This window comes from Pontiella desulfatans, assembly GCF_900890425.1.
Taxonomy (GTDB): Bacteria; Verrucomicrobiota; Kiritimatiellia; order Kiritimatiellales; family Pontiellaceae; genus Pontiella; species Pontiella desulfatans.
The window spans coordinates 339,689-360,193 of the sequence record NZ_CAAHFG010000003.1 but is presented as its reverse complement, the minus strand read 5'-3'; the positions used below and the strand labels follow the sequence as shown (position 1 = coordinate 360,193).

The window sequence follows — 20,505 nt, the reverse complement described above, 5'->3', positions numbered from 1 at the left end:
TAGCTTTTCCTGAGTTGATGGTTCATCCCCAAATAAAGCCGCGCATGATTCCAGCAAAGGCGTACGGCATCAACCCTTTTGCCCAAAATCGGTATTTTTATACACAATCCGAATAAAGGAGCCCTTGCCTTCCCGCACCTGCGCGGCTATATTGCCGCCTCGTTTTCAGAAACAAGTGGTTCGAAATCAAATCATAAGGAGACTAGAAATGTCAGAAATCATTGATGTATTGGCACGCGAAATCCTCGACTCGCGCGGCAACCCGACCCTCGAAGTGGACATCGTCCTCGATTCCGGCGCCACCGGCCGCGCCGCAGTACCCTCCGGCGCTTCCACCGGCGTGAACGAAGCCCTCGAGCTTCGCGACGGCGACAAATCCCGCTACCTCGGCAAAGGCTGCGAAAAGGCCGTCGACAACGTCAACGACATCATCGCCCCGGCCATCATCGGCATGGACGCGATCGACCAGGTCGGCATCGACAACCTGATGATCGAGCTCGACGGCACGAAGACCAAGTCCAAGCTCGGCGCCAACGCCATGCTGGGGGTCTCCCTGGCCATTGCCCACGCCGCAGCCGACGAGCTCGGCATCCCGCTGTTCCGCTACATCGGCGGCACCAACGCCAAGGCCCTGCCGGTTCCGATGATGAACATCATCAACGGCGGCTCCCACTCCGACGCCCCGATCGCGTTCCAGGAATTCATGATCCGTCCGGTTGGCGCCCCGACCTTCAAGGAAGGCCTGCGCTGCGGCGCCGAGGTGTTCCACGCGTTGAAAGCCATCATTAAAGGCAAAGGCCTCTCCACCGCGGTGGGCGACGAAGGCGGTTTCGCGCCGAACTTCGCCGGCGGCACCGAAGAAGCCCTCGACTCCATCATGCAGGCGGTCAAGGATGCCGGATACGAGCCGGGCACGGATGTTACCATCGCCCTCGACTGCGCGTCCTCCGAGTTCTACGAAGACGGCGTATACAACTATGCCAAGTTCGAAGGCGAAAGCGGCGCCAAGCGTTCTTCCGAAGAACAGGCCTCCTACCTCGAAGAGCTCATCTCCAAATACCCGATCGACTCCATCGAAGACGGCATGAACGAAGAGGACTGGGCCGGCTGGAAGATCCTGACCGACAAGATCGGCGACCGCTGCCAGCTCGTGGGCGACGACCTGTTCGTGACCAACGTGGACTACCTCGCACGCGGCATCGAAGAAGGCAGCGCCAACTCGATCCTCATCAAGGTCAACCAGATCGGCACGCTGACCGAAACGCTCGACGCGATCGAAATGGCGCACAAGGCGGGCTTCACCGCGGTGGTCTCCCACCGTTCGGGCGAAACCTCCGACAACACCATCGCGGACATCGCGGTTGCCACCAACGCCGGCCAGATCAAGACCGGCTCGCTGAGCCGCTCCGACCGCATCTCCAAATACAACCAGCTGCTCCGTATCGAAGAAATGCTCGGTACCGACAGCCGCTACGGCGATGCATAATTAACGATTCTTCGTTAATGAGAAAAAGGCGGTCTTCGGGCCGCCTTTTTTTGTTGGGCAGGGATAGACCGTCCGGCCTGCGGCGCGCCCGGGGATCGCACCCTACCTGCAAAACAAACTTGTCGGCGTTGAGTTTCCCGCTATATTCCAACCATCGAACCACGCAAAACCCGCTACCCCCATGCAACAAACTGAAAAATACTGGAACCTGATCAACCGCATCGTGCTGGTCGCCATTGTCATCATGGCCGGCGTGGGGGTGGTGCTCGCGTTCACCCCGAAGGTGAAGCAGCTCCAGGAATACCAGAGCCGGCACGACGTGCTGCAGCAGCGCATTGACGAGACCGAGGCCTACGAGCTGGAGTTGAAGGAAAAGCAGCGGCGATTCTCGGTCGACCCGGAGTTCGTCGAAAAGGTTGCCCACGAGGTCGGCTATGCGCGGACCAACGAAACGATCTTCCACTTCCCGGAAGAATCAGGAAACTTCTGATGCCGCTCGGCGGCATCAGCAGTCGGAGGTCGAACGTCCAATGAAACCGAACCGATCCTCGACTTCCGGCCTTCCGACCTTAACCCCAAGCCCGATTGCCTGGACCATCGCCGGCTCCGATTCGGGCGGCGGGGCGGGCATCCAGGCCGACCTTAAGGTGATGAGCGCATTCGGCGTGCATGGCTGCTCGGTCATCACCGCCCTCACGGCCCAGAACACCTTGGGCGTCCAAGCCGTCGAACCCGTTTCCACGTCCATGCTCCGGGCGCAGCTGGACGCCCTGGCGGCCGATCTTCCCCCGGCGGTCATCAAGATCGGCATGCTCGGAGGCCTGGAAACCTGCACCCTGGTTGCCGAATTCCTGCAAACCGTCGAAGCTCCGGTTGTGCTCGATCCCGTTTTAAAGTCCACGTCAGGCACCGACCTGCTCAACCCCGCCGCAATCGATATCCTGATCCGCGAAATCTTTCCACGGGTAACGGTGCTGACGCCGAACCTCCCGGAAACCGAACTGCTCACCGGGCATGCGATTGAATCCGTGGAGGAGGCCGCGGATGAAATCCTCGCCATGGGCGTCGAATCCGTATTGATCAAGGGCGGCCACGCCGAAGGGGATGAGTGCTGCGACTTCTGGAGCGCGGGCGGCACATGCTGCTGGCTTACATCGCCGCGAATTGAAACGCGCCACACCCACGGCACGGGTTGCATCCTATCCGCCGCCATCGCGTCGGCCATTGCGCTCGGGCAGGACACCATGGAAGCCGTGCAAACCGCGAAATCTTTCATGAACGATTGCCTGCTCAATCCCGCCAACGTCGGCGCCGGGCACGGGGCGATGATGATCAAGCCGCCAACAATCCGCTAATCCATTCTTCCATTCCCCTTTTCTTCCCCTATTATTCCGCCCATGGAACCGATAACGATCTACTTTACGCTTCTGCTTGCGGGCTTTGTGCTGATCGGCATGGAGATTTTCATTCCCGGCGGCATTCTAGGCATCTTTGGCTCGGTGGCCTGGGTGGTTGCGGCCATCATAGGCTGGCGCAATTTTCCCGAACCCTGGAACATGGTGAGCGGACTGGCCCTACTGGTGGTCGGCATCCTGACCTTTGTGGTTTGGATCCGCTATTTCCCCAAAAGCCGCGTGGGCAAAAGCCTTACGCTCGGAGAGAACACCTCCACCTACAAGGCCCACAAGGGCGACGGGGTCGTGGTCGGGGATCTCGGCGTGGCGGATTCCACCCTGCGGCCGTCAGGCATTGCCCGGTTCAACGGCAAGCGTGTCGATGTCGTGGCCGATGGCGAATGGATCGAGGCCGGCCAAAGCGTGAAAGTCTCCTCAACCTCCGGCGGCCATGTTTCCGTCGTGAAAGCCTAGCTCGATGCGTTTTAGAATCTACTTTTCCGCCCTCCTTGCCTTCCTGACCCTTCAGGTTTCGGCCATCGATTTCATTGCCACCAATGTCTACGCCGTCGGCGCGGATACCGTGGTGGCCGACGAGCAGTGGGTTTTCTCGGGCATTGCCGAAACCGAAGGAACGTTCAAGAACGACCTGTTCATCCTTTCGGGCAATCCGCTCCAACTCAACGGCACGTTCGAGGGCAACCTCTGGGGCGCGGCCTCGATGGAGGCCAACCTGAACGGGGAATGCCTGCGCAATGTGCGGCTCTCCGGCAAGTCGGTCAGGATCAACGGGCCGGTCGGCGGCAACGTGATCGCCATGGGCGAAACCATCATCATTGGAACCAACGCCGTGATCGGCGGCAGCGTCCGCCTGCTTGGAACCAGCATCATTCTCGAGGGGTTGATCCGGGGCGATGCCGCCATCACCTCCGCGCGCGTCGCCACCCTGGGCGGGACCATCGAAGGCCACTCCAAGGTGTTTTCGCCCGACATCATCCTTAAGCGGGATGCCAAGCTCAAGGGCGACCTGGCCTATACCACCAACAAGGAGCTGATTCCCGCGGAGGGGATTGTCGGCGGCCGGCTCCTGCGGGTGGCCCCGGAAACGGAACCCCTGTTTTCGATGGAGCGGCTCACCTCGAAGGCCATGTGGTTCTTCGCGGCGTTCCTGGCCGGCCTCCCGTTCATCACCCTCTTTCCGATGACCACCGCCATGGCATCGCAGCTGGCCAGGCGCTCGCCGTGGAAATGCCTCTGGGTCGGCTTCCTGGCGTCGGGCGCCCTGCCGATTTTCGGCATCATGTCCGCATCGTCGATCATCGGCGTTCCGCTGGGTGCGCTGATCCTCGCGTCGTGGGGCATCCTGTTCTATCTCGGCCGCATCATCATGGCGCTGGTGCTCGGCACCATGCTTCTGCGCTCCATCGGAACCTCCATCGGCCGCGTCTTGCTGGCCATGGGGCTGGGGCTGGCCATCATCTATGCCACCACCATCATCCCGGGCATTGGCGTTCCCGTGCAACTTACAGTCTTGTGGCTCGGCATGGGATCGCTTATCCTCGCCCTGCTTGAGAAGAGACGGCTGATCCTGCAGGTGCCGGCCAACTTGAAGAAACTTGAAGAATTGAGAGACGAACAATACAAACCCGAGGAGAAACAACCATGATGTACATTGTCCTAGTTCCCGTTGCCCTGATTCTGCTGGTCATGTTCGGACTGGCGATCTCCGTGATCAACCTGTGGGTGCGTGCGCTCTTTGCCGAAGCCCCGGTTCGCATCCGCGACCTGATCGGCATGAAGCTGCGGCACGTGCCCCCTGCCCAGGTGGTGCTGACCTATATCTCCGCCATCAAGGCCGGGCTGGAAATCACCACCGGCATGCTCGAAGCCCACTACCTCGCCGGCGGCAGCATGCAAAACGTCGTCCGCGCCATGATCGCCGCCGACAAGGCCAACATCGAACTCAAGTTCCAGCAGGCGGCCGCCATCGACCTCGCCGGCCGCAACATTGTCGATGCCGTACAGACCTCGGTCAACCCGAAGGTCATCGACTGCCCCGATCCCGACAAGACCGCCGGCGGGATGCTCGACGCCGTGGCCAAGGACGGCATCCGTCTGCTGGTCAAGGCCCGCGTCACCGTCCGCACCAACCTCGAACGCCTCGTTGGCGGTGCCACCGAGCAGACGATCATCGCGCGCGTCGGCCAGGGAATCATCAGTGCCATAGGCTCGATGGTCTCCTATAAGGAAGTGCTCGAAAACCCCGATGCCATCAGCCGCAAGGTGCTCAACAGCGGTCTCGATGCGCAGACCGCCTTCGAGATCGTTTCGATCGATATCGCCGATGTCTCCGTGGCCGGCATCGGGCAAATCGCCAACGTCGGCGCCAAACTGGAAACCGACCGTGCCGATGCCGACAAGATCATGCGGCAGGCCGAAGCCGAAGGGCGCCGCGCGATGGCCATTGCGCAAGAGCAGGAAATGCGCGCCCGTGTTCAGGAAATGCAGGCGAAGGTGATCGAAGCGCAGGCCGAGGTGCCGCTGGCCATGGCCGATGCCTTCCGCAAAGGCAACCTCGGCGTGATGGACTTCTACCGCATGCAGAACATCATGGCCGACACCTCCATGAGAGAATCGCTCGCCGGTGGCGAAGAAGACGAAAACAAATCCTAAGCACTAAACACCCAAATCCGAATGACGTTCGGATTTGGGTTTTTCGAAGTTAGAACTTCCCCGGAGGGGCTATGGAAGACCTGGTTCCATTTTTAATCTTCATCGTCATTGCGCTGGTGAACCTGGTGAAATTCATCCTCGAAAAAGGGGTGAAAGGCAAACAACCACCCGCCGTTCCCGGCCAAAAACCGCCGAGGAAGGAACCTGGCACGATCGAGGAGTTTTTCGAAAACCTCGCCGGCAAGCTGGAACCACAACCGAGCCGGCTTCCCGATTGGCCGGAAGGCTATGAGCGCCCCGACTACATGAAGGAAATGGAGGAGTTCGAAACCGGGCCCCCTGCAACCTTCGAGGAGCCCGTTGCGGAACCTGTCCCGACGCCCCCGCCAGCCCCCATGCCCATTCCGGGTTCGCTGAAGGCCGCGGCCGCCACCCACCCGCTGGCCCAAGCCGAGCCCATGGAAATGGCCTTGAAATCGATGCCTTCGAGCATCGCCAGCCTAAAAGGCCTCCGCATTGCAACGCCGGCGATTCTCCGCAGCAACTCCGCCGGCCGCATCAACTTTCCACTGGGCAACAAGGCCGATCTCAGGAAGGCCATCATCGCCAACCTGATCTTCAGTCCGCCGCGCGCCTACGCGACCGACTTCGAAAACACGGTTGTGAAATAGCCGACTTGTCCTGATTGGAAGTTGCCAAGGCCGTTGGGGTTCAGCTTAATAGGCGAATGAAAAACATTCCATTATCCGACCTGCTTGATGTGGCGATCTGCGCGGCCGACGCGGCCGGCAAACACGCCCTTGAAAACAAGGCCCGGCGCACCGAGGCCACAGAAAGCTTCACGCACGATGTCAAGCTGGTGCTCGACCTGGAGTGCCAGAGGATTGCCGAGGGCATCATTGCCCAGGAATATCCCGACCACGGCATCCTGGGCGAGGAGGATATTCGCCAGAATTCCGCGGAAGGCTATGAGTGGATCATCGACCCGATCGACGGGACGATGAACTACACGCATGGATTCCCCTACTGGTGCTGCTCGGTCGCCGTGCGCTTCCACGACAAGGTGCTGGCCGGTTGCGTGTTCGCCCCCGATTTCAACGACTACTACACCGCGCACATCGAAGACCCGGCCAAGCTCAACGGCGAACCGATCCAGGTTTCGGAAACCCGCCATCTGCAGGATGCCATGGTCTTCACGGGACTGTCGAAGCACATGGAGTCGGCCAGCGAACCCCATTTCGAAATGTTCCGCATGCTGGCGCTCAACACCCAAAAGGTGCGCATCAACGGGGCGGCCGCACTCGACATATGCAACGTGGCCGCCGGCCATGGCGACGGCTTCTTCGAAACCAGCATCTACCTGTGGGACTATGCCGCCGCCGGGCTCATCGCGGAACAGGCCGGTGCCGCCATGACGCTCTACCCGCATAAGGAAATACCCCATGGGGCAACCGTGATGGTGGCCAACGGAAACCTTATCGAGGGCCTGCGCGCCATCCACACGAAATGCATCTGATTATGAGCAAAAAGAAAAAAAACCTTCCCGACATCCACTGGCTCTACGAGGCCTCCGTCCAGAACGTCGACACCGACCTGGATTTCGGCAAGCGGGTCTACCAAAAGCATTGGAAGCGCAAACCGCTGACCGTGCGCGAGGACTTCTGCGGCACCGCCAAGCTCGCCGCCCGCTGGGCGCAGCGCAACAAGCTACACGAGGCTTGGGGCATCGACTTCCACCAGCCGACACTGGACTGGGGCGTCAAACACAATGTATCCGGGCTCACGGATCAACAGAAGAAACGACTTCATTTGGTTTGCGGCGATGTGCTGGAGGCGGAAACCCCGAAGGTCGATATGACCTTCGCGCTGAACTTTTCCTTCTGCGTCTTCAAGCAGCGCGAGGTGCTGCGCGAATATTACAAACGCGTATATCAATCGCTGAACGAGGAGGGCCTCTTCGTGATGGACATCTATGGCGGAACCGAGTCCATCATGGCCAAATCCGATGATGTCCGCGAGATCCCCGGCCTCACCACGCCGGATGGCATGAAGATCCCCGACTTTGAATATCTATGGGAACAGGCCGACTACAACCCGATCAACCACGACACCACCTGCCATATCCACTTCAAGGTGCCCGGCTTCGGGCGCATCGAAAAGGCCTTCACCTACGAATGGCGCCTCTGGACGCTGATGGAGATCCAGGAAATCCTCCTCGAGGCCGGCTTTGCCAAGGCCGAGGTCTATCTGCACGACTTCGACGACGAGGGTGAGTCCGACGAAATCTTCCGCCTCCGCAAAACCTACGAAAACGTCCAGGGCTGGGTCGCCTACGTGGTGGGAGTGAAATGAGATGACCCAAATCATTTTGGCGGATTTGTCCGATCCCTCCCACGCCAGGGCCGTCCTGCATTTGCTCAATGAATACGCCACGGATTGCATGGGTGGCGGCGAGGAACTATCTGGGCACACGAGGAAGCATCTCATTGCTGAACTGGGAAAGCGCGTCGGATGCCGAGTTGTACTAGCCTTTATCGATGGTTTGCCCGCTGGGCTGGCTATCTGCTTTGAGAACTTCTCCACATTCTTGTGCGCACCAATTTTAAACATCCATGATTTCACGGTCGCTCCCGAATTTCGCGGTCGCGGTTTATCCAAACAACTGCTGGCGAAGGTGGAGGAGATCGCGAAGAAGACCGCCTGTTGCAAAATCACCCTCGAGGTTTTAGAGGGCAACACCATCGCCCGAGCGGTTTACAGCAAATTTGGGTTCGAAGGATACGAACTCGATCCAGAAATGGGCAAAGCGTTATTCTATGAGAAGAAGCTAGGAACGAATGTATCTCCTGAGAAATCGGTTCGATCATGAAAACCAAAAAAGAACGCGCCGAGTATGTCGGCAACAAGCTGGAAGAACTCTATCCGGAGATTCCGATCCCGCTCGACCATACTGATGCCTTCACGTTGCTGATCGCCGTGCTGCTCTCGGCGCAATGCACCGACAAGCGTGTCAACATGGTTACGCCGGCCCTCTTCGCCAAGGCCTCGACCCCGCAGGAAATGATGGAGCTTTCGGTGGAGGAAATCCTCGAATGCATCCAGACCTGCGGCTTGGCCAACAGCAAGGCGAAGAACATCAAGCGGCTCTCGGAAATGCTGGAGGAAAAGTACGACGGCGTCGTGCCGCGCACATTTGAACAACTGGAGGAACTTCCGGGCGTCGGCCACAAGACCGCCAGCGTGGTAATGATCCACGCCTTCAAGATTCCGGCTTTTCCGGTCGATACCCACATCCACCGCCTCGCCCAGCGCTGGGGGCTCACCAAAGGCAAGAACGTGGTGCAGACCGAGGAGGATCTTAAAAAACTCTATCCGCCGGAAAAGTGGGAAGACCTGCATCTGCAATTCATCACCTATGGCCGGGAATATTGCACCGCCCGTGGATGCGACGGCACCGTCTGCGAAATCTGCCGCACCACCCACCCCAACCGCAAAAAGCCGTTTGTGGCGAACAAGGCGTAGAAACGCGGGGGTGGATTCCGATCCGCCACCACGCCACCATTGACACACAAACAACTGTGCGGTAACCCACACATCAACAACGAGGTTCCTCATGGCTACTAATCTTCAAATTGACGACAAGCTTATCCAAAAAGCAGTAAAGCTAGGTGGGCATAAAACCAAAAAGAGCGCCGTGACTGAAGCGCTGGAGGAATATGTGAATCACCTCGAACAACGGAAAATCCTTTCCTTGTTTGGCACGGTTGAGATCGATTCCGGCTATGACTACAAGAAACAACGAGCCCGTGCATGAAAATCATTGTCGACACCAGCGTATGGTCACAGGCGTTGCAAAACAAGATGACCATCTATACGACCGATGGTGATTTTAAAAAATTTGCCGAGCATCTACCAATCGCTCTGCATGTACCCGAATAATACTATTGGACTCTATTGAATCTTCCATGTTGTGGTTTTTTCAGAAAAAAAGCGTTTCTTGACTCCCATCAAGGAACGCTTTCGTATTTGGGGGCAAGCTGTGCCCAACAATTTAAGACAAGGAGTCAGCCATGAAACGTAAAATTATCGAAATCAACGAAGACCTCTGCAACGGATGCGGGGATTGTATTGTGGGCTGCGCGGAAGGCGCGCTGCAGCTGGTGAACGGAAAAGCCAAAATGGTGAAAGAGGATTTTTGCGATGGGTTCGGCGATTGCATTGGAACCTGCCCGACCGGGGCCCTCCAGATTGTTGAGCGGGAGGCGGTGGCCTACGACATTGATGCCACCCGTGAACATGTTGCACAAATGGGAGAGGATGCCCTGAAGCGGTTCGATGAAGCCAACGCCGAACACGACGCGAAGGAACAGGCGGCCCAAAAGCCGGCCGGCGGCGGATGCCCCGGGCTCCAGATTCGTTTTGGAAACAAGGACAAGGCGGAAGCAAAACCGAAAGCGGCCAGCACGGAAGTCTCCGGGCAAGTCATCAAGTCCGACCTCGACCAGTGGCCGATCCAGCTGCACCTCGTTCCGCCGACCGCGCCGTTCTTCGAAGGCAAGGAACTCGTGGTGCTCAGCACCTGCTCTCCGGTTGCTTCACCGGATGTGCATTGGCGCTTTGTCCGCGGCCGCTCGCTCGTGGTCGCCTGCCCCAAGCTCGACAAGACCGAGGGCTATGTCGAAAAGCTCGCCGGCATCATGGCCGGGAACAACATTCCGAAGGTCATCATTGTCCGCATGTCGGTACCCTGCTGCGGCGGGTTGACGGCCATCACACAGCAGGCGCACGCCATGAGCTGCCGGTCGGATCTGGTGATCGAGGAAGTCACCATCGGCCTCGACGGCGAGCTGCTGGGCACCAAACAACTCGCAGGATAACTCGATCTCACCACGAAGTCTGGAAGGACACGAAGACCACATAACAGCCCCTTCGTGTTCTTCAAATCTTCAGCGAAGCGGGTGGTAAAATATTGATAGAGAGGACTAGAACAATGAACGAATATATCAACAGAGCATTAGATCTTAAAAAAGAAGTCAGCTATGCCGACGGAGCGGTCATCAGTAAAACCCTGCTGAAAAAAGAGGTTGGAAACATAACCCTCTTTTCTTTCGATAAAGGACAGGGCCTGAGCGAACACACCTCCCCGTTCGATGCGGTGGTTCAGGTCGTGGAAGGCCAGGGTTCTTTTATTGTAGACGGTGAGATGCAGACCGTAAAAGAAGGCGAGATGTTCATTATGCCGGCTAACATTCCGCATGATGTTCAGGCCGCCGAGCAGCCGTTTAAAATGCTGCTCACCATGATCCGGTCAGAAGCGTAGCCCTCAGCTTTAAGCCAACAGCTTGCAGCCATGTCACTCCGCTGTCGGCTGTTAGCTATAGGCTGTAAGCTCTTCAGTCCAGCCACTTCCAGGGATTGGAAAGGATTTTTATCTCCTTGCCTTTCCAATCGATGATCTCGTCATCGGTCAGGCGCAGGATCAGGCGCGAGAGGCTTTCGGGCGTGGTGCCGATCGCGGCGGCGATATCCTTCTTGGACAACGGCGTGTGGATGGTTTCCTTTTCGCCGTACTGGTTGCGAAGGAAGGTGAAGAAGCGGTGCTCGACATCCTTGGTGGTTAGCTCCTGGATGCGCTCGGCCAGATAACGCTGCTTGGCCATGAGTAGTGCAATGAAGTCGTTGCGGAAACCCTCCTCCGCCAGTAGGCGGTGGATGCCCGCCTTCGGAAACACCAGCACGTCGGCCGGGGTTACGGCACGGGCCGAAACGGGATAGCGCTCCCGCTCAAACAAGACCACCTCGGCGAACACGTCGCCGGGCTTGATGACCCGAATCACCACCTCGCGCCCATCCTCGGTATTCTTGTGCAACTGGATGTTGCCATCAACGAGCAAAAACATATCGCTGCCCTTTTCGCCTTCGTGGAACAGGTATTCGCGTTTCTTCACCTTTGCCAGGCGGCATATCCTCGCGAGTTCGCCGCGGTGCTCTTCGGACAATCCCTTGAAGAAGGGGGCTTCGTTGATAAACAGCTCAATATTCATGGCGAACGACTCTGGACACCATTGCCGGAAGTTTCAATTTCCAATGACTGGAAAAACGGCTAGTCTACGCAAACGTTAAAACACCGGAGACCCAGGATGAAATATATCGTTGAGACCAGCAAGTCGGTGGAGCAGGCCGTTGCGGATGTCGAGGCCGCGGCAAAGGACTACCAGTTCGGAGTGCTTCATATCCACAACCTCAAGCAAACCATGAAAAACAAGGGCGTCGACCTGGCCAACGAATGCCAGGTACTCGAAATCTGCAACCCGCACAAAGCCCATGCCGTGCTCACCGCCGACATGAGCCTGAACATGGCGCTACCCTGCCGCATCTCGGTCTACTCCGAAAACGGGCAAACCAAGATCGGCATGATCAAACCCAAGGCCATGCTCGCGGCCATCTCCGATTCGGCCGAGTTGATGGCGGTGGCCGAAGAGGTGGAGGAAGCCACCATCGCAATCATCGAACAGGCTAAATAAGCATCTATTTCCTTCCAGCCCTTGGGGAAACTGTACTAGGTTGATCTCGATTAGCGGAGAGTCCGATGTTCCTGTTTGGCCAAAAAGAAGAAACCTGCGTGCGCATACCCCTGGATGTGAAAGGCAAGCTGTATTGCAGCCCCATGCCCTTTGGCCCCTACGACCCCGGCAACGCCCTGCTGAAAATCTATAAGCAAAAGAAAATCGAGTTCGTGGTCATGCTCGTGACCGATGTCGAGCTGGCGAAGAAGGCCAAGCGCAACGTGATCGAGACCTACAAGAAGAACAACATCGAGCCGATCCGCTTCCCGATCGCCGACTACACCAGCCCCGAGCTGCACGACTTCTCCAAGGTCGTCGACCAGGTGGCCTGCTATCTAAGGGCAGGAGCCAACGTGGCCGTGCACTGCAACGCCGGGGTTGGGCGCACCGGCGTCATGACCAGCTGCATCGTACGCGACATCCTGAAAATGTCGGCCGAAGACGCCATCATCTATGTAAAGCAATACATGCAAACCCAAATGACCGACGAACAGGTGCGCCTGACCAACCGGTTCCTCCCCCTTGCCGAGCGGCTCCAGCAGGGGAATAACAAGTGAGCAACGTCTGGTTTGCCCTCGGGTTGACGGTTTTCGCCGGCATGGCCACCGGCATCGGCAGCGCCATCGCCTTCATGGCCAAGCGCACCAACTTCCGTTTCCTGTCCATCGCCACCGGCTTCTCCGCCGGGGTCATGCTTTATGTCTCCTTCGTCGAAATCTTCATCAAGGGGGTCGACTCGCTGGTCGAATCCTATGGCGACCCCATGGGACACTGGATCAACTGCGCCTCCTTCTTTGGCGGCATGGCGCTCATCGGCATCATTGACGCCCTCATCCCCCACGCCGAAAACCCGCACGAAATCCACGCCGAGTTCGAGACCGCCCCCCTGCACAATCCCGATGCGCCGATGCCCACATCGGATGAACTGAAAATGAAAACCATCGCTGATGAGGAACAGCATACCAAACATAACCATAAACTGATGCGCATGGGGCTCTTCACCGCCCTCGCCATCGCCATCCACAACTTTCCCGAAGGCCTGGCCACCTTCCTGGCCGCACTGGAAGATCCCAGCCTCGGCATTCCGATCGCCATCGCCATTGCCCTGCACAACATTCCGGAAGGCATCAGCGTTTCCGTTCCCATCTTCTATGCCACCGGCAACCGCAAGAAAGCCTTCATCTATTCCTTCCTCAGCGGCCTGGCCGAACCCGTCGGCGCCATCATCGCCTATTTCGCACTCACCCTTTTCGTCGGCGAGGGCGGCGTCATTCCGCCGCAGGTCATGGGCATCCTCTTCGGCGGCGTCGCCGGCATCATGGTCTACATCAGCCTCGACGAGCTCCTGCCCACCAGCCGCGCCTACGGCAAGGGCCACGACTCCCTCTTCGGCCTTGTTGGCGGCATGCTCGTCATGGCGCTGAGCCTCCTGCTGATGCGCTAACCTCCCCGGCAAGCAGTCCCAACTCCGCACCCCCGCAACCGGCAAGTATATCATCCAACTACCACGATCGTGGTGGTTGGATGATATACTTTTGCGGTTTCGGTTTTTCTTCCCGCCCTTGGCAAAAATCCGTACATTGCTTTTCCATTGATGGAAAACCAGGAGAAGGTAGATGTTTCCCGAAGTACGACTTAGACGCCTGCGCCAGAGCGCGGGCATCCGCAGAATGCTGGATGCCCCCCTGCCGCCCCCTGCAACATTCATGTGGCCAACGTTTGTGATCGAAGGCGAGGGCAAGCGCGAGGAAATCGAATCGATGCCCGGCCAATACCGCCTGAGCATCGACCAGTTGCTGATCGAGCTTGAGCCGATGGTTGAAACCGGAATCGGCAGCATCCTGCTGTTCGGGCTGGCCGAAGACGCGAAAAAGGATTCCAACGGCTCCGAAGCCTACAATGAAGATGGAACCGTCCAGCGCGCCATTCGCCTGGTTAAAAACAAGTTCCCCGATCTCGTGGTTGCCGCCGACGCTTGCGTCTGCGCCTATACCGACCATGGCCACTGCGGCCCGCTGACCCGCTCCGGCGAGGTCGACAACGATGCCGCCATTGCAAACCTCGCCAAGATCTGCGTTTCGCAGGCGGCGGCGGGCGCAGACATTGTTGCGCCCAGCGCCATGATGGATGGGCAGATCATGGCCATCCGCGAAGGACTCGACGATGCCGGACTGATTGAAACCATCCTGATGAGCTATTCCACCAAGTTTGCCTCCTCCATGTACGGCCCGTTCCGCGATGCGGAAAAATCGAAGCCCGGCAAGGGCGACCGCAAGGGGTATCAGGCATCGTATGGAGATCTTAGAACCGCGTTGAGGGAATCGGAATTCGACGAAGCCGAAGGGGCCGACATGCTGATGGTCAAACCCTCGCTCTTCTACCTCGACATCCTCGCCGAGCTGCGGGCCACCACCGACCTGCCGCTCGCGGCCTACAACGTCAGCGGCGAATATTCCATGCTCCACGCCACCGCCCAGCGCGGCTGGGGCGACCTCAAGGCCATGGTACAGGAATCGACCATGGCCCTCACCCGCGCCGGAGCCGACATTCTCATCTCCTACTGGGCGAACCAGTATAACGAACTATTCCGGGATTGATGAAAGTCCTGCACACCTCCGACTGGCACCTCGGGCGCTCGCTTTATGGCCGCCGGCGCCATGACGAGTTTGCGGAATTCCTCGACTGGCTGGCGGAACACATTGAGCACGAGCAGATTGATTTGTTGCTGATCGCGGGCGACGTGTTCGACACCACCTCCCCCGGCAACCATGCACAGGAACTCTACTATTCCTTCCTCTGCCGCATCGCCCATTCGGTCGCCTGCCGCCAGGTCGTCGTCATTGGCGGCAACCACGATTCGCCCTCGTTCCTGAACGCACCCAAGGCGTTGCTGGGCGCGCTGCGCGTCCATGTGGTTGGAGCCATCAATACCGGAAACCCGGACGACGAAATCGTTGTCTGCCGCAATGCCGCCGGCGATCCGGAAGCCATCGTCTGCGCCGTCCCCTACCTGCGCGACCGCGACATCCGCCAAGCCGAGGCGGGGGAATCGATCGACGACAAACGCGCCAAGCTCGCCGAGGGCTACCGCGCACACTATTCCAACATCGGCAACCGCGCCGAAGCCGCGCGCGGCGACCGCGACCTGCCCATCATCGGGATGGGGCACTGCTTCGCCGCCGGCGGAACCACCGTGGCCGACGACGGCGTGCGCGACCTCAACGTCGGCTCGCTCGACCAGGTGGAGGCTGCCGCCTTTCCCGCCTGCTTCGATTATCTCGCACTCGGCCACCTCCATGTTCCGCAGCGGGTAGCCCATAGCGACACCATGCGCTACTGCGGCTCCCCCATCCCCATGGGCTTCGGCGAAGCCAACCAGCAAAAGCTCGTCCTGGAAATCGACTTCGAAGGCCGCGCGCCAACCGTCACCGAAATCTCCGTTCCCTGCTTCCAGCCCCTCCGCCGCATCGCCGGAACGCTGGACGAAATCCTCGAAGCCCTCAAGCAGCTCACGCTGGAACGCAGCACCGCCTGGATCGAAATCGAATATACCGGCGACGAAATCGTCCCCGACCTGCGCGACCAGGTTGAAGCGGCCATCGACGGTACGAACCTCGAAATCCGCCGCATCAAAAACCGCCGCGTCATCGACCGCGTCCTCCAGCGGATCGACACCGCCGAAACCCTCGACGACCTTGAACCCACCGACGTCTTCGCCCGTTGCCTCGAAGCCCACGCAATCCCCTACGGCCAGCGCCCCGAGCTCACCGCCGCCTACGCCGAAATCCTCCAAACCCACGCAGAGGGTGATATTCACGCGGAATAGAAAGGTAAGACCATGAGTAAAAAAGAGAGAGAACTATCCATCCGCGACGAACTGACCGACTTCCTGCTCTATACCGCCCCCGACGGACAGGTAAAGGTTGAATGCGTCCTTCACGACGAAACGATCTGGCTTCCCCAGAAAAAGATGGCCGAGCTGTTTGGCGTCGGCGTTCCCTCCATTTCCAAGCACTTGAACAACATCTTCGAAAGTGGCGAATTAGAGGAAATTTCAGTTATTTCCATTTTGGAAACAACTGCCGCTGACGGTAAAAACTACCAAACAAAGTTCTACAATCTTGATGCCATTATTTCCGTCGGATACCGCGTCAACTCATCCCGGGCCACCCAATTCCGTATCTGGGCAACCAAGCTTCTGAAAGAATACATCATCAAAGGCTTCGCGATGGATGACGATCGGCTCAAAAACGGTCGTCACTTCGGGAAAGACTATTTCCGGGAACTTCTGGAGCGCATTCGCTCCATCCGCGCCAGCGAACGCCGGATCTACCAGCAAATCACCGACATCTTCTCCGAGTGCAGCATCGACTACGATCCAAAATCGGAAACCACCCGCCGGTTCTACGCCCACGTGCAGGACAAATTCCACTATGCCATCACCGGACACACCGCCGCCGAAATCATCTATCTGAAAGCCGATGCAGAAAAACCCTTAATGGGAATGATGACCCACAAAAACGCCCCCGATGGCCGGGTGCTCAAATCCGACACCACCGTCGGAAAGAACTACCTTTCCGAAAAAGAGATCAAACGGCTCGAACGGGCGGTCACCGCCTTCTTCGACTACATCGAAGGCATTATCGAACGCCGCAACACCTTCACCATGGATGGCTTTGCCGAAAGCGTGAACAAGTTTCTCGAATTCAACGAATACAAAATGCTCGAAGGACACGGCACCATCTCGCGCAAAAAGGCCGAAGAAAAAGCCTTCGGCGAATACGAAAAATTCGACAAAACCCAATCCATCGAATCCGACTTCGATAAAATGATCAAAGCCCTGCCGCGGAAAGACGAGAAGACCTCCGAATGAAAATTCTCGAACTACGTTTCAAGAACCTGAACTCGCTGTATGGCGAGTGGTGCGTCGACTTTTCGGATCCGGCGTTCGTGGCGGATGGGTTGTTCGCGATCACGGGCGCGACGGGTTCGGGAAAGTCGACCCTTCTGGATGCGCTTTGCCTGGCGCTTTATGGCCAGACACCGAGGATTAAGAATATTTCGAAAAGTGAAAACGAGGTGATGTCGCGCCAGACGGGCGAATGCTTTGCCGAGGTGCATTTCGAAACCGCGAAGGGAACGTACCGCACCCACTGGCACCAGCAGCGCGCGCGTAAAAAACCGGATGGGGCCTTGCAGGCGCCGAGACGCGAGATTGCCGACCATCGGGGAACGATCCTGGCAACTAAACTGCGGGAGGTGCAGGAGACGATCGACGATGTGGTGGGGATGGGCTTTGACCGTTTCACCCGTTCGATCCTGCTGGCGCAGGGCAGTTTCGACTCGTTCCTGAAAGCCGATGCCGATGATCGCTCGCCGATCCTGGAGCAGATAACCGGCACGGGCATCTATACCGAAATCTCCAAGCTGGTGCATCAGCGCAACAGCGCCGAAAACCAAACGCTGAACGAACTGAAGGCCGGGCTGGGCGGCATTCAGCTACTGGGTGCCGATGAACTGGAGCAGCTGGCCTTCGACCTGGAACAGGGGGAAGAAAAGCACCGGGCGGAAAGTGAAAAGCGCGACGCCGCCAAGGCCGCGCTGGATGGCCTGAAACGAATCGAAACACTGACGCATGAGTTGGAGACGAACCGGGCGGAGCAGGAAGCCTTGCGCGGGGAGCATGCCACCTTCAAGCCCGACGCCGAACGCCTGGCCACCGCCAAACGCGCCCAGCCGTTGGCGGTCGCCCACGCCAAACTGGTAAACGTTCGTAACGAGCTCAGAAAAACAGAAGCCGAACTGCAAACGGCCACCGCCGCGCTTCCCAATTTGGAAGAGCAGCAAAGCAACGCGATGGCCGCATACGAAACCGCAGGGAAACGGCTCGAAGAGAAAGAAGCCGCGCAACAGCAACAGGCACCGCTTTTGAAGCAGGCGCGTGCGTTCGACACCCAAATTTCCGAACGCTCCACCACGTTGAACAAGGAACAAGACGAACTCAAGAAACTACAAGGAGAACTAAACAGCCTGCAAAACAAGCAGGCCGGAAATCAGACCCAGCTGGAAAAACTTCAGGCCCAACAAGTCGACGCCGAGACCTATCAAAGCGAACAGGTCCAAGATGCGGAGCTAGTCGGGCAGTTGGCCGCGATTCTTCAATCATTGGAACAACTGAAAAAACTGACCACTGCCCAACGCGATGCACAACAAGCTGCGAAGCAGGCTGCCTCCGTGGCAGAAAAAGCCGCCAAAACCGCAACGGAAGAATCAGGAAAACTAGCGATCACGCAGAAAACCTTCACCGAAACCGAAGGCTTGCTGGAAACGATCCGCAACGAACTTGCCCCTCTGCTTGACGGCACCGACTGGCACGCCCGGCTTGAAGAACTTCGGCAACGGATCAAAATCGAGCAACGAATTCAGGATGCGCGCGAAGCCATCGCCATAAAGACCGCCGCAGCCGAAGAAGCAGGCAAGGAACTGATCCTGAAAAGGAGCGAGCAGGAAGGACTACAGCGAGAACAGGCGCTCGTTTCTGAAAACCTTCAGCTTCAGCAAAAAATCGAAAGTTTAGAAACCGAACGTGCGTCGCTGGCCGATGGCGAGCCCTGTCCGCTCTGCGGCGCGCTTGAGCATCCCTATGCCACGGGTCTGCCCGCTCGCGAATCGAGTTCGCTTGAAAAGATCAACGCCGCCCTTTCCTCGCTCGGCAATCGGATCAACGCCCTGACCGAGCAACAGTCCGGTGCCAATGCGGAACGCAAAGCCCTCCAAACCGCGCTCACGAAAGATGAAGCCGAGCTTGGCTCCCTCGCACCCGGAAACGCGGAAGAGGTCGAACAGGTCGCCGCCCGTATCGGGCAACTCGCGGAACTGGAACGCCGCGAAAAAGAAACCAAGGCTGCGCTGGACGATGCGCGCGACTCGCTGAGCCATCAAAGGATGGCCCAGCAAAGCGCAAGGCAATCAGCCACCGCCGCGATGGAAAAGGCCGAGACCGTGGAAATCCAACGGATCGAAACTGCAACCGCGCTAAAAGAAGCCCAAAACCAACTCCAACAAAAAGTCGAGCCGTTCGGCATTCCCCTATCCCCCGAAACCGCTTCCCAGCTCACCGCCCGCCACGACCAATGGATCGAGGCGGACAAACAAACCACTGAACTGAAGCAAACCATCTCGACCCTGCACGCCACCCTTGCCGGCCAGGTGGAACAAATCGAACAGCATGAAGCGCGCATCCAAAAACAGACGGAACAGCTGGAAGCCAGCCGGGCCGCCATCGAAAAACGGAAAACGGATCGGACAACCCTCTTTGGCGACCGCGACCCCGACGCCGTGGAACAGGAAGCCCAAACCGCACTCGATGCCGCGCGCAAGGAAACCGACGCCGCAAAAAACCAATTGAACGAAAGGAAGCAAGCCCTCTCTCTCGCCCGGCAAAACTTCCAGTCATTGGAAAAGAGAATCCAGGAAACACAGCAGCAATTGGACGAAGCCGAACCGTCCTTCGCCGCAGCAATGGCCGCGGCCGGTTTTGAAAGCGAGGCCGCGTGGCTTTCCTCCCGGCTAGAAGACGCGGAGCAATCCAAGCTCGAAGCGCGTGCCGCTGAACTCAAGCACCGCCACACGCGCCTCGCCGCACTGGAAGCCGAAAAGTCCCGGCAGCTCCAGGCCGAACGCGCACAGAAACATGCCGAAACCTCGCCGGAGGAATATGAGGCTCTGGTCGATTCCTGCAACGAACACCTGCAACGGATCGGAACCTTCAAGAGCCGCATTGAGCAAAACCGGCAGGCGGCGGAACTGCACCGAAACAAACTTGGAGAACTCGAAAAGCAACAGATCGAATGCAACCGCTGGAACCTGCTGCACGATCTGATCGGCTCGGCCGACGGGAAAAAATTCCGCAACTTTGCGCAGGGGCTCACCTTCGAGCTGATGGTCTCGCACGCCAATCAGCAGCTGTCCAAAATGAGCGACCGCTACCTCCTCGTCCGCGACAAACGGCAACCGCTCGACCTCAACGTGATCGACAACTATCAGGCCGGGGAAGAGCGGCCGGTGAAGAATCTGTCCGGCGGTGAAAGCTTTATCGTCAGCCTTTCGCTTGCGCTGGGCCTTTCGCGCATGGCCAGCAAAACGATCCGCGTCGATTCGCTCTTCCTCGACGAAGGCTTCGGCACGCTCGACGAAGACGCGCTGGAAACCGCGCTTGAAGCCCTGGCCGAACTCAAGCAAGACGGTAAGCTGATCGGGGTTATCTCGCACGTCGGCGCACTCAAAGAGCGCATCGGAACGCAAATCAATGTAGAAACCACCAGCGGCGGGCGCAGTCGGCTTGCAGGAACCGGGATTTCCACTACTATCGCGAAATAAACAAAAG

23 protein-coding genes are annotated in these 20,505 nt (G+C 58.2%); 22 read left to right on the top strand and 1 reads right to left on the bottom strand.

The window, feature by feature from the left end; all coding sequences use genetic code 11:
• Nucleotides 1–208 precede the first annotated feature (208 nt).
• From eno to E9954_RS22520, 15 genes are all read left to right on the top strand, one after another.
• Nucleotides 209–1,486 carry a phosphopyruvate hydratase gene (eno, locus tag E9954_RS22585; protein ID WP_136081554.1) on the top strand — a complete coding sequence of 426 codons (1,278 nt, stop codon included), beginning with the start codon at nucleotides 209–211 and terminating at the stop codon, nucleotides 1,484–1,486.
• A gap of 181 nt (nucleotides 1,487–1,667) precedes the next feature.
• Nucleotides 1,668–1,976: an FtsB family cell division protein gene (locus E9954_RS22580; protein WP_136081553.1), complete on the top strand. Its 309-nt coding sequence runs from the start codon at nucleotides 1,668–1,670 to the stop codon at nucleotides 1,974–1,976.
• A gap of 40 nt (nucleotides 1,977–2,016) precedes the next feature.
• Nucleotides 2,017–2,841 carry a bifunctional hydroxymethylpyrimidine kinase/phosphomethylpyrimidine kinase gene (thiD, locus tag E9954_RS22575; protein WP_168442506.1) on the top strand — a complete coding sequence of 275 codons (825 nt, stop codon included), beginning with the start codon at nucleotides 2,017–2,019 and terminating at the stop codon, nucleotides 2,839–2,841.
• 42 nt (nucleotides 2,842–2,883) lie between these two features.
• Entirely contained in the window at nucleotides 2,884–3,354 is a 471-nt protein-coding gene (locus E9954_RS22570) for an NfeD family protein (protein WP_136081551.1), read from the top strand.
• A 4-nt stretch (nucleotides 3,355–3,358) separates the two neighbouring features.
• Nucleotides 3,359–4,546: a bactofilin family protein gene (locus E9954_RS22565; RefSeq protein ID WP_136081550.1), complete on the top strand. Its 1,188-nt coding sequence runs from the start codon at nucleotides 3,359–3,361 to the stop codon at nucleotides 4,544–4,546.
• On the top strand, nucleotides 4,543–5,553 hold the full coding sequence (floA, locus tag E9954_RS22560) for a flotillin-like protein FloA (protein WP_136081549.1): 1,011 nt from the start codon (nucleotides 4,543–4,545) through the stop codon (nucleotides 5,551–5,553). The genes E9954_RS22565 and floA overlap by 4 nt, the downstream gene beginning before the upstream one ends.
• A 71-nt stretch (nucleotides 5,554–5,624) precedes the next feature.
• Nucleotides 5,625–6,224 carry a hypothetical protein gene (locus E9954_RS22555; protein ID WP_136081548.1) on the top strand — a complete coding sequence of 200 codons (600 nt, stop codon included), beginning with the start codon at nucleotides 5,625–5,627 and terminating at the stop codon, nucleotides 6,222–6,224.
• Nucleotides 6,225–6,280: 56 nt separating this feature from the next.
• Nucleotides 6,281–7,069, top strand: a complete 789-nt coding sequence (locus E9954_RS22550; protein ID WP_136081547.1) for an inositol monophosphatase family protein — start codon at nucleotides 6,281–6,283, stop codon at nucleotides 7,067–7,069.
• A 2-nt stretch (nucleotides 7,070–7,071) separates the two neighbouring features.
• The gene (locus E9954_RS22545; protein ID WP_136081546.1) at nucleotides 7,072–7,905 is read left to right on the top strand and encodes a class I SAM-dependent methyltransferase; all 834 of its coding nucleotides are present in this window, start codon (nucleotides 7,072–7,074) and stop codon (nucleotides 7,903–7,905) included.
• Nucleotide 7,906: 1 nt separating this feature from the next.
• A complete protein-coding gene (locus E9954_RS22540; RefSeq protein WP_136081545.1) occupies nucleotides 7,907–8,422 on the top strand; it encodes a GNAT family N-acetyltransferase in 516 nt (171 codons plus the stop codon).
• The gene (nth, locus tag E9954_RS22535; RefSeq protein WP_136081544.1) at nucleotides 8,419–9,075 is read left to right on the top strand and encodes an endonuclease III; all 657 of its coding nucleotides are present in this window, start codon (nucleotides 8,419–8,421) and stop codon (nucleotides 9,073–9,075) included. Before E9954_RS22540 ends, nth begins: the two co-directional genes overlap by 4 nt.
• Nucleotides 9,076–9,166: 91 nt before the next feature.
• The gene (locus E9954_RS22530; protein WP_136081543.1) at nucleotides 9,167–9,367 is read left to right on the top strand and encodes a type II toxin-antitoxin system VapB family antitoxin; all 201 of its coding nucleotides are present in this window, start codon (nucleotides 9,167–9,169) and stop codon (nucleotides 9,365–9,367) included.
• Nucleotides 9,364–9,492: a PIN domain-containing protein gene (locus E9954_RS33535; RefSeq protein ID WP_281281262.1), complete on the top strand. Its 129-nt coding sequence runs from the start codon at nucleotides 9,364–9,366 to the stop codon at nucleotides 9,490–9,492. The genes E9954_RS22530 and E9954_RS33535 overlap by 4 nt, the downstream gene beginning before the upstream one ends.
• Before the next feature lie 131 nt (nucleotides 9,493–9,623).
• Complete coding sequence (locus tag E9954_RS22525) at nucleotides 9,624–10,430, top strand: ATP-binding protein (protein ID WP_136081542.1); 807 nt, start codon at nucleotides 9,624–9,626, stop codon at nucleotides 10,428–10,430.
• Between the two features lie 113 nt (nucleotides 10,431–10,543).
• Entirely contained in the window at nucleotides 10,544–10,873 is a 330-nt protein-coding gene (locus E9954_RS22520) for a cupin domain-containing protein (RefSeq protein ID WP_136081541.1), read from the top strand.
• Nucleotides 10,874–10,946: 73 nt separating this feature from the next.
• On the opposite strand, the gene E9954_RS22515 is transcribed toward E9954_RS22520, so the two are convergent.
• Nucleotides 10,947–11,597 (bottom strand): Crp/Fnr family transcriptional regulator, encoded by a 651-nt coding sequence (locus E9954_RS22515; protein ID WP_136081540.1) that lies wholly within the window; start codon nucleotides 11,595–11,597, stop codon nucleotides 10,947–10,949.
• Nucleotides 11,598–11,693: 96 nt separating this feature from the next.
• Here E9954_RS22515 and E9954_RS22510 point away from each other — a divergent pair, with 96 nt between their 5' ends.
• The 7 genes from E9954_RS22510 to E9954_RS22480 all read left to right on the top strand — a co-directional run bounded on the left by E9954_RS22510 (nucleotide 11,694) and on the right by E9954_RS22480 (nucleotide 20,498).
• A complete protein-coding gene (locus tag E9954_RS22510; RefSeq protein WP_136081539.1) occupies nucleotides 11,694–12,077 on the top strand; it encodes a DUF302 domain-containing protein in 384 nt (127 codons plus the stop codon).
• 65 nt (nucleotides 12,078–12,142) lie between these two features.
• A complete protein-coding gene (locus E9954_RS22505; RefSeq protein WP_136081538.1) occupies nucleotides 12,143–12,676 on the top strand; it encodes a protein-tyrosine phosphatase family protein in 534 nt (177 codons plus the stop codon).
• Entirely contained in the window at nucleotides 12,673–13,563 is an 891-nt protein-coding gene (zupT, locus tag E9954_RS22500; RefSeq protein WP_136081537.1) for a zinc transporter ZupT, read from the top strand. The genes E9954_RS22505 and zupT overlap by 4 nt, the downstream gene beginning before the upstream one ends.
• A 172-nt stretch (nucleotides 13,564–13,735) precedes the next feature.
• Nucleotides 13,736–14,716 (top strand): porphobilinogen synthase, encoded by a 981-nt coding sequence (gene hemB, locus E9954_RS22495; RefSeq protein ID WP_136081536.1) that lies wholly within the window; start codon nucleotides 13,736–13,738, stop codon nucleotides 14,714–14,716.
• Entirely contained in the window at nucleotides 14,716–15,945 is a 1,230-nt protein-coding gene (locus E9954_RS22490) for an exonuclease SbcCD subunit D C-terminal domain-containing protein (protein ID WP_136081535.1), read from the top strand. Before hemB ends, E9954_RS22490 begins: the two co-directional genes overlap by 1 nt.
• 12 nt (nucleotides 15,946–15,957) lie before the next feature.
• Nucleotides 15,958–16,992 carry a virulence RhuM family protein gene (locus E9954_RS22485; RefSeq protein WP_136081534.1) on the top strand — a complete coding sequence of 345 codons (1,035 nt, stop codon included), beginning with the start codon at nucleotides 15,958–15,960 and terminating at the stop codon, nucleotides 16,990–16,992.
• Entirely contained in the window at nucleotides 16,989–20,498 is a 3,510-nt protein-coding gene (locus E9954_RS22480; protein WP_136081533.1) for an AAA family ATPase, read from the top strand. Before E9954_RS22485 ends, E9954_RS22480 begins: the two co-directional genes overlap by 4 nt.
• The last annotated feature ends 7 nt before the right edge of the window (nucleotides 20,499–20,505 follow it).

What these genes read in the sequence shown, in the direction of transcription:
- eno (WP_136081554.1), top strand. Translation starts at nt 209, where the DNA reads ATGTCAGAAATCATTGATGTATTGGCACGCGAAATCCTCGACTCGCGC.
- E9954_RS22580 (WP_136081553.1), top strand. Translation starts at nt 1,668, where the DNA reads ATGCAACAAACTGAAAAATACTGGAACCTGATCAACCGCATCGTGCTG.
- thiD (WP_168442506.1), top strand. Translation starts at nt 2,017, where the DNA reads ATGAAACCGAACCGATCCTCGACTTCCGGCCTTCCGACCTTAACCCCA.
- E9954_RS22570 (WP_136081551.1), top strand. Translation starts at nt 2,884, where the DNA reads ATGGAACCGATAACGATCTACTTTACGCTTCTGCTTGCGGGCTTTGTG.
- E9954_RS22565 (WP_136081550.1), top strand. Translation starts at nt 3,359, where the DNA reads ATGCGTTTTAGAATCTACTTTTCCGCCCTCCTTGCCTTCCTGACCCTT.
- floA (WP_136081549.1), top strand. Translation starts at nt 4,543, where the DNA reads ATGATGTACATTGTCCTAGTTCCCGTTGCCCTGATTCTGCTGGTCATG.
- E9954_RS22555 (WP_136081548.1), top strand. Translation starts at nt 5,625, where the DNA reads ATGGAAGACCTGGTTCCATTTTTAATCTTCATCGTCATTGCGCTGGTG.
- E9954_RS22550 (WP_136081547.1), top strand. Translation starts at nt 6,281, where the DNA reads ATGAAAAACATTCCATTATCCGACCTGCTTGATGTGGCGATCTGCGCG.
- E9954_RS22545 (WP_136081546.1), top strand. Translation starts at nt 7,072, where the DNA reads ATGAGCAAAAAGAAAAAAAACCTTCCCGACATCCACTGGCTCTACGAG.
- E9954_RS22540 (WP_136081545.1), top strand. Translation starts at nt 7,907, where the DNA reads ATGACCCAAATCATTTTGGCGGATTTGTCCGATCCCTCCCACGCCAGG.
- nth (WP_136081544.1), top strand. Translation starts at nt 8,419, where the DNA reads ATGAAAACCAAAAAAGAACGCGCCGAGTATGTCGGCAACAAGCTGGAA.
- E9954_RS22530 (WP_136081543.1), top strand. Translation starts at nt 9,167, where the DNA reads ATGGCTACTAATCTTCAAATTGACGACAAGCTTATCCAAAAAGCAGTA.
- E9954_RS33535 (WP_281281262.1), top strand. Translation starts at nt 9,364, where the DNA reads ATGAAAATCATTGTCGACACCAGCGTATGGTCACAGGCGTTGCAAAAC.
- E9954_RS22525 (WP_136081542.1), top strand. Translation starts at nt 9,624, where the DNA reads ATGAAACGTAAAATTATCGAAATCAACGAAGACCTCTGCAACGGATGC.
- E9954_RS22520 (WP_136081541.1), top strand. Translation starts at nt 10,544, where the DNA reads ATGAACGAATATATCAACAGAGCATTAGATCTTAAAAAAGAAGTCAGC.
- E9954_RS22515 (WP_136081540.1), bottom strand. Translation starts at nt 11,597, where the DNA reads ATGAATATTGAGCTGTTTATCAACGAAGCCCCCTTCTTCAAGGGATTG.
- E9954_RS22510 (WP_136081539.1), top strand. Translation starts at nt 11,694, where the DNA reads ATGAAATATATCGTTGAGACCAGCAAGTCGGTGGAGCAGGCCGTTGCG.
- E9954_RS22505 (WP_136081538.1), top strand. Translation starts at nt 12,143, where the DNA reads ATGTTCCTGTTTGGCCAAAAAGAAGAAACCTGCGTGCGCATACCCCTG.
- hemB (WP_136081536.1), top strand. Translation starts at nt 13,736, where the DNA reads ATGTTTCCCGAAGTACGACTTAGACGCCTGCGCCAGAGCGCGGGCATC.
- E9954_RS22490 (WP_136081535.1), top strand. Translation starts at nt 14,716, where the DNA reads ATGAAAGTCCTGCACACCTCCGACTGGCACCTCGGGCGCTCGCTTTAT.
- E9954_RS22485 (WP_136081534.1), top strand. Translation starts at nt 15,958, where the DNA reads ATGAGTAAAAAAGAGAGAGAACTATCCATCCGCGACGAACTGACCGAC.
- E9954_RS22480 (WP_136081533.1), top strand. Translation starts at nt 16,989, where the DNA reads ATGAAAATTCTCGAACTACGTTTCAAGAACCTGAACTCGCTGTATGGC.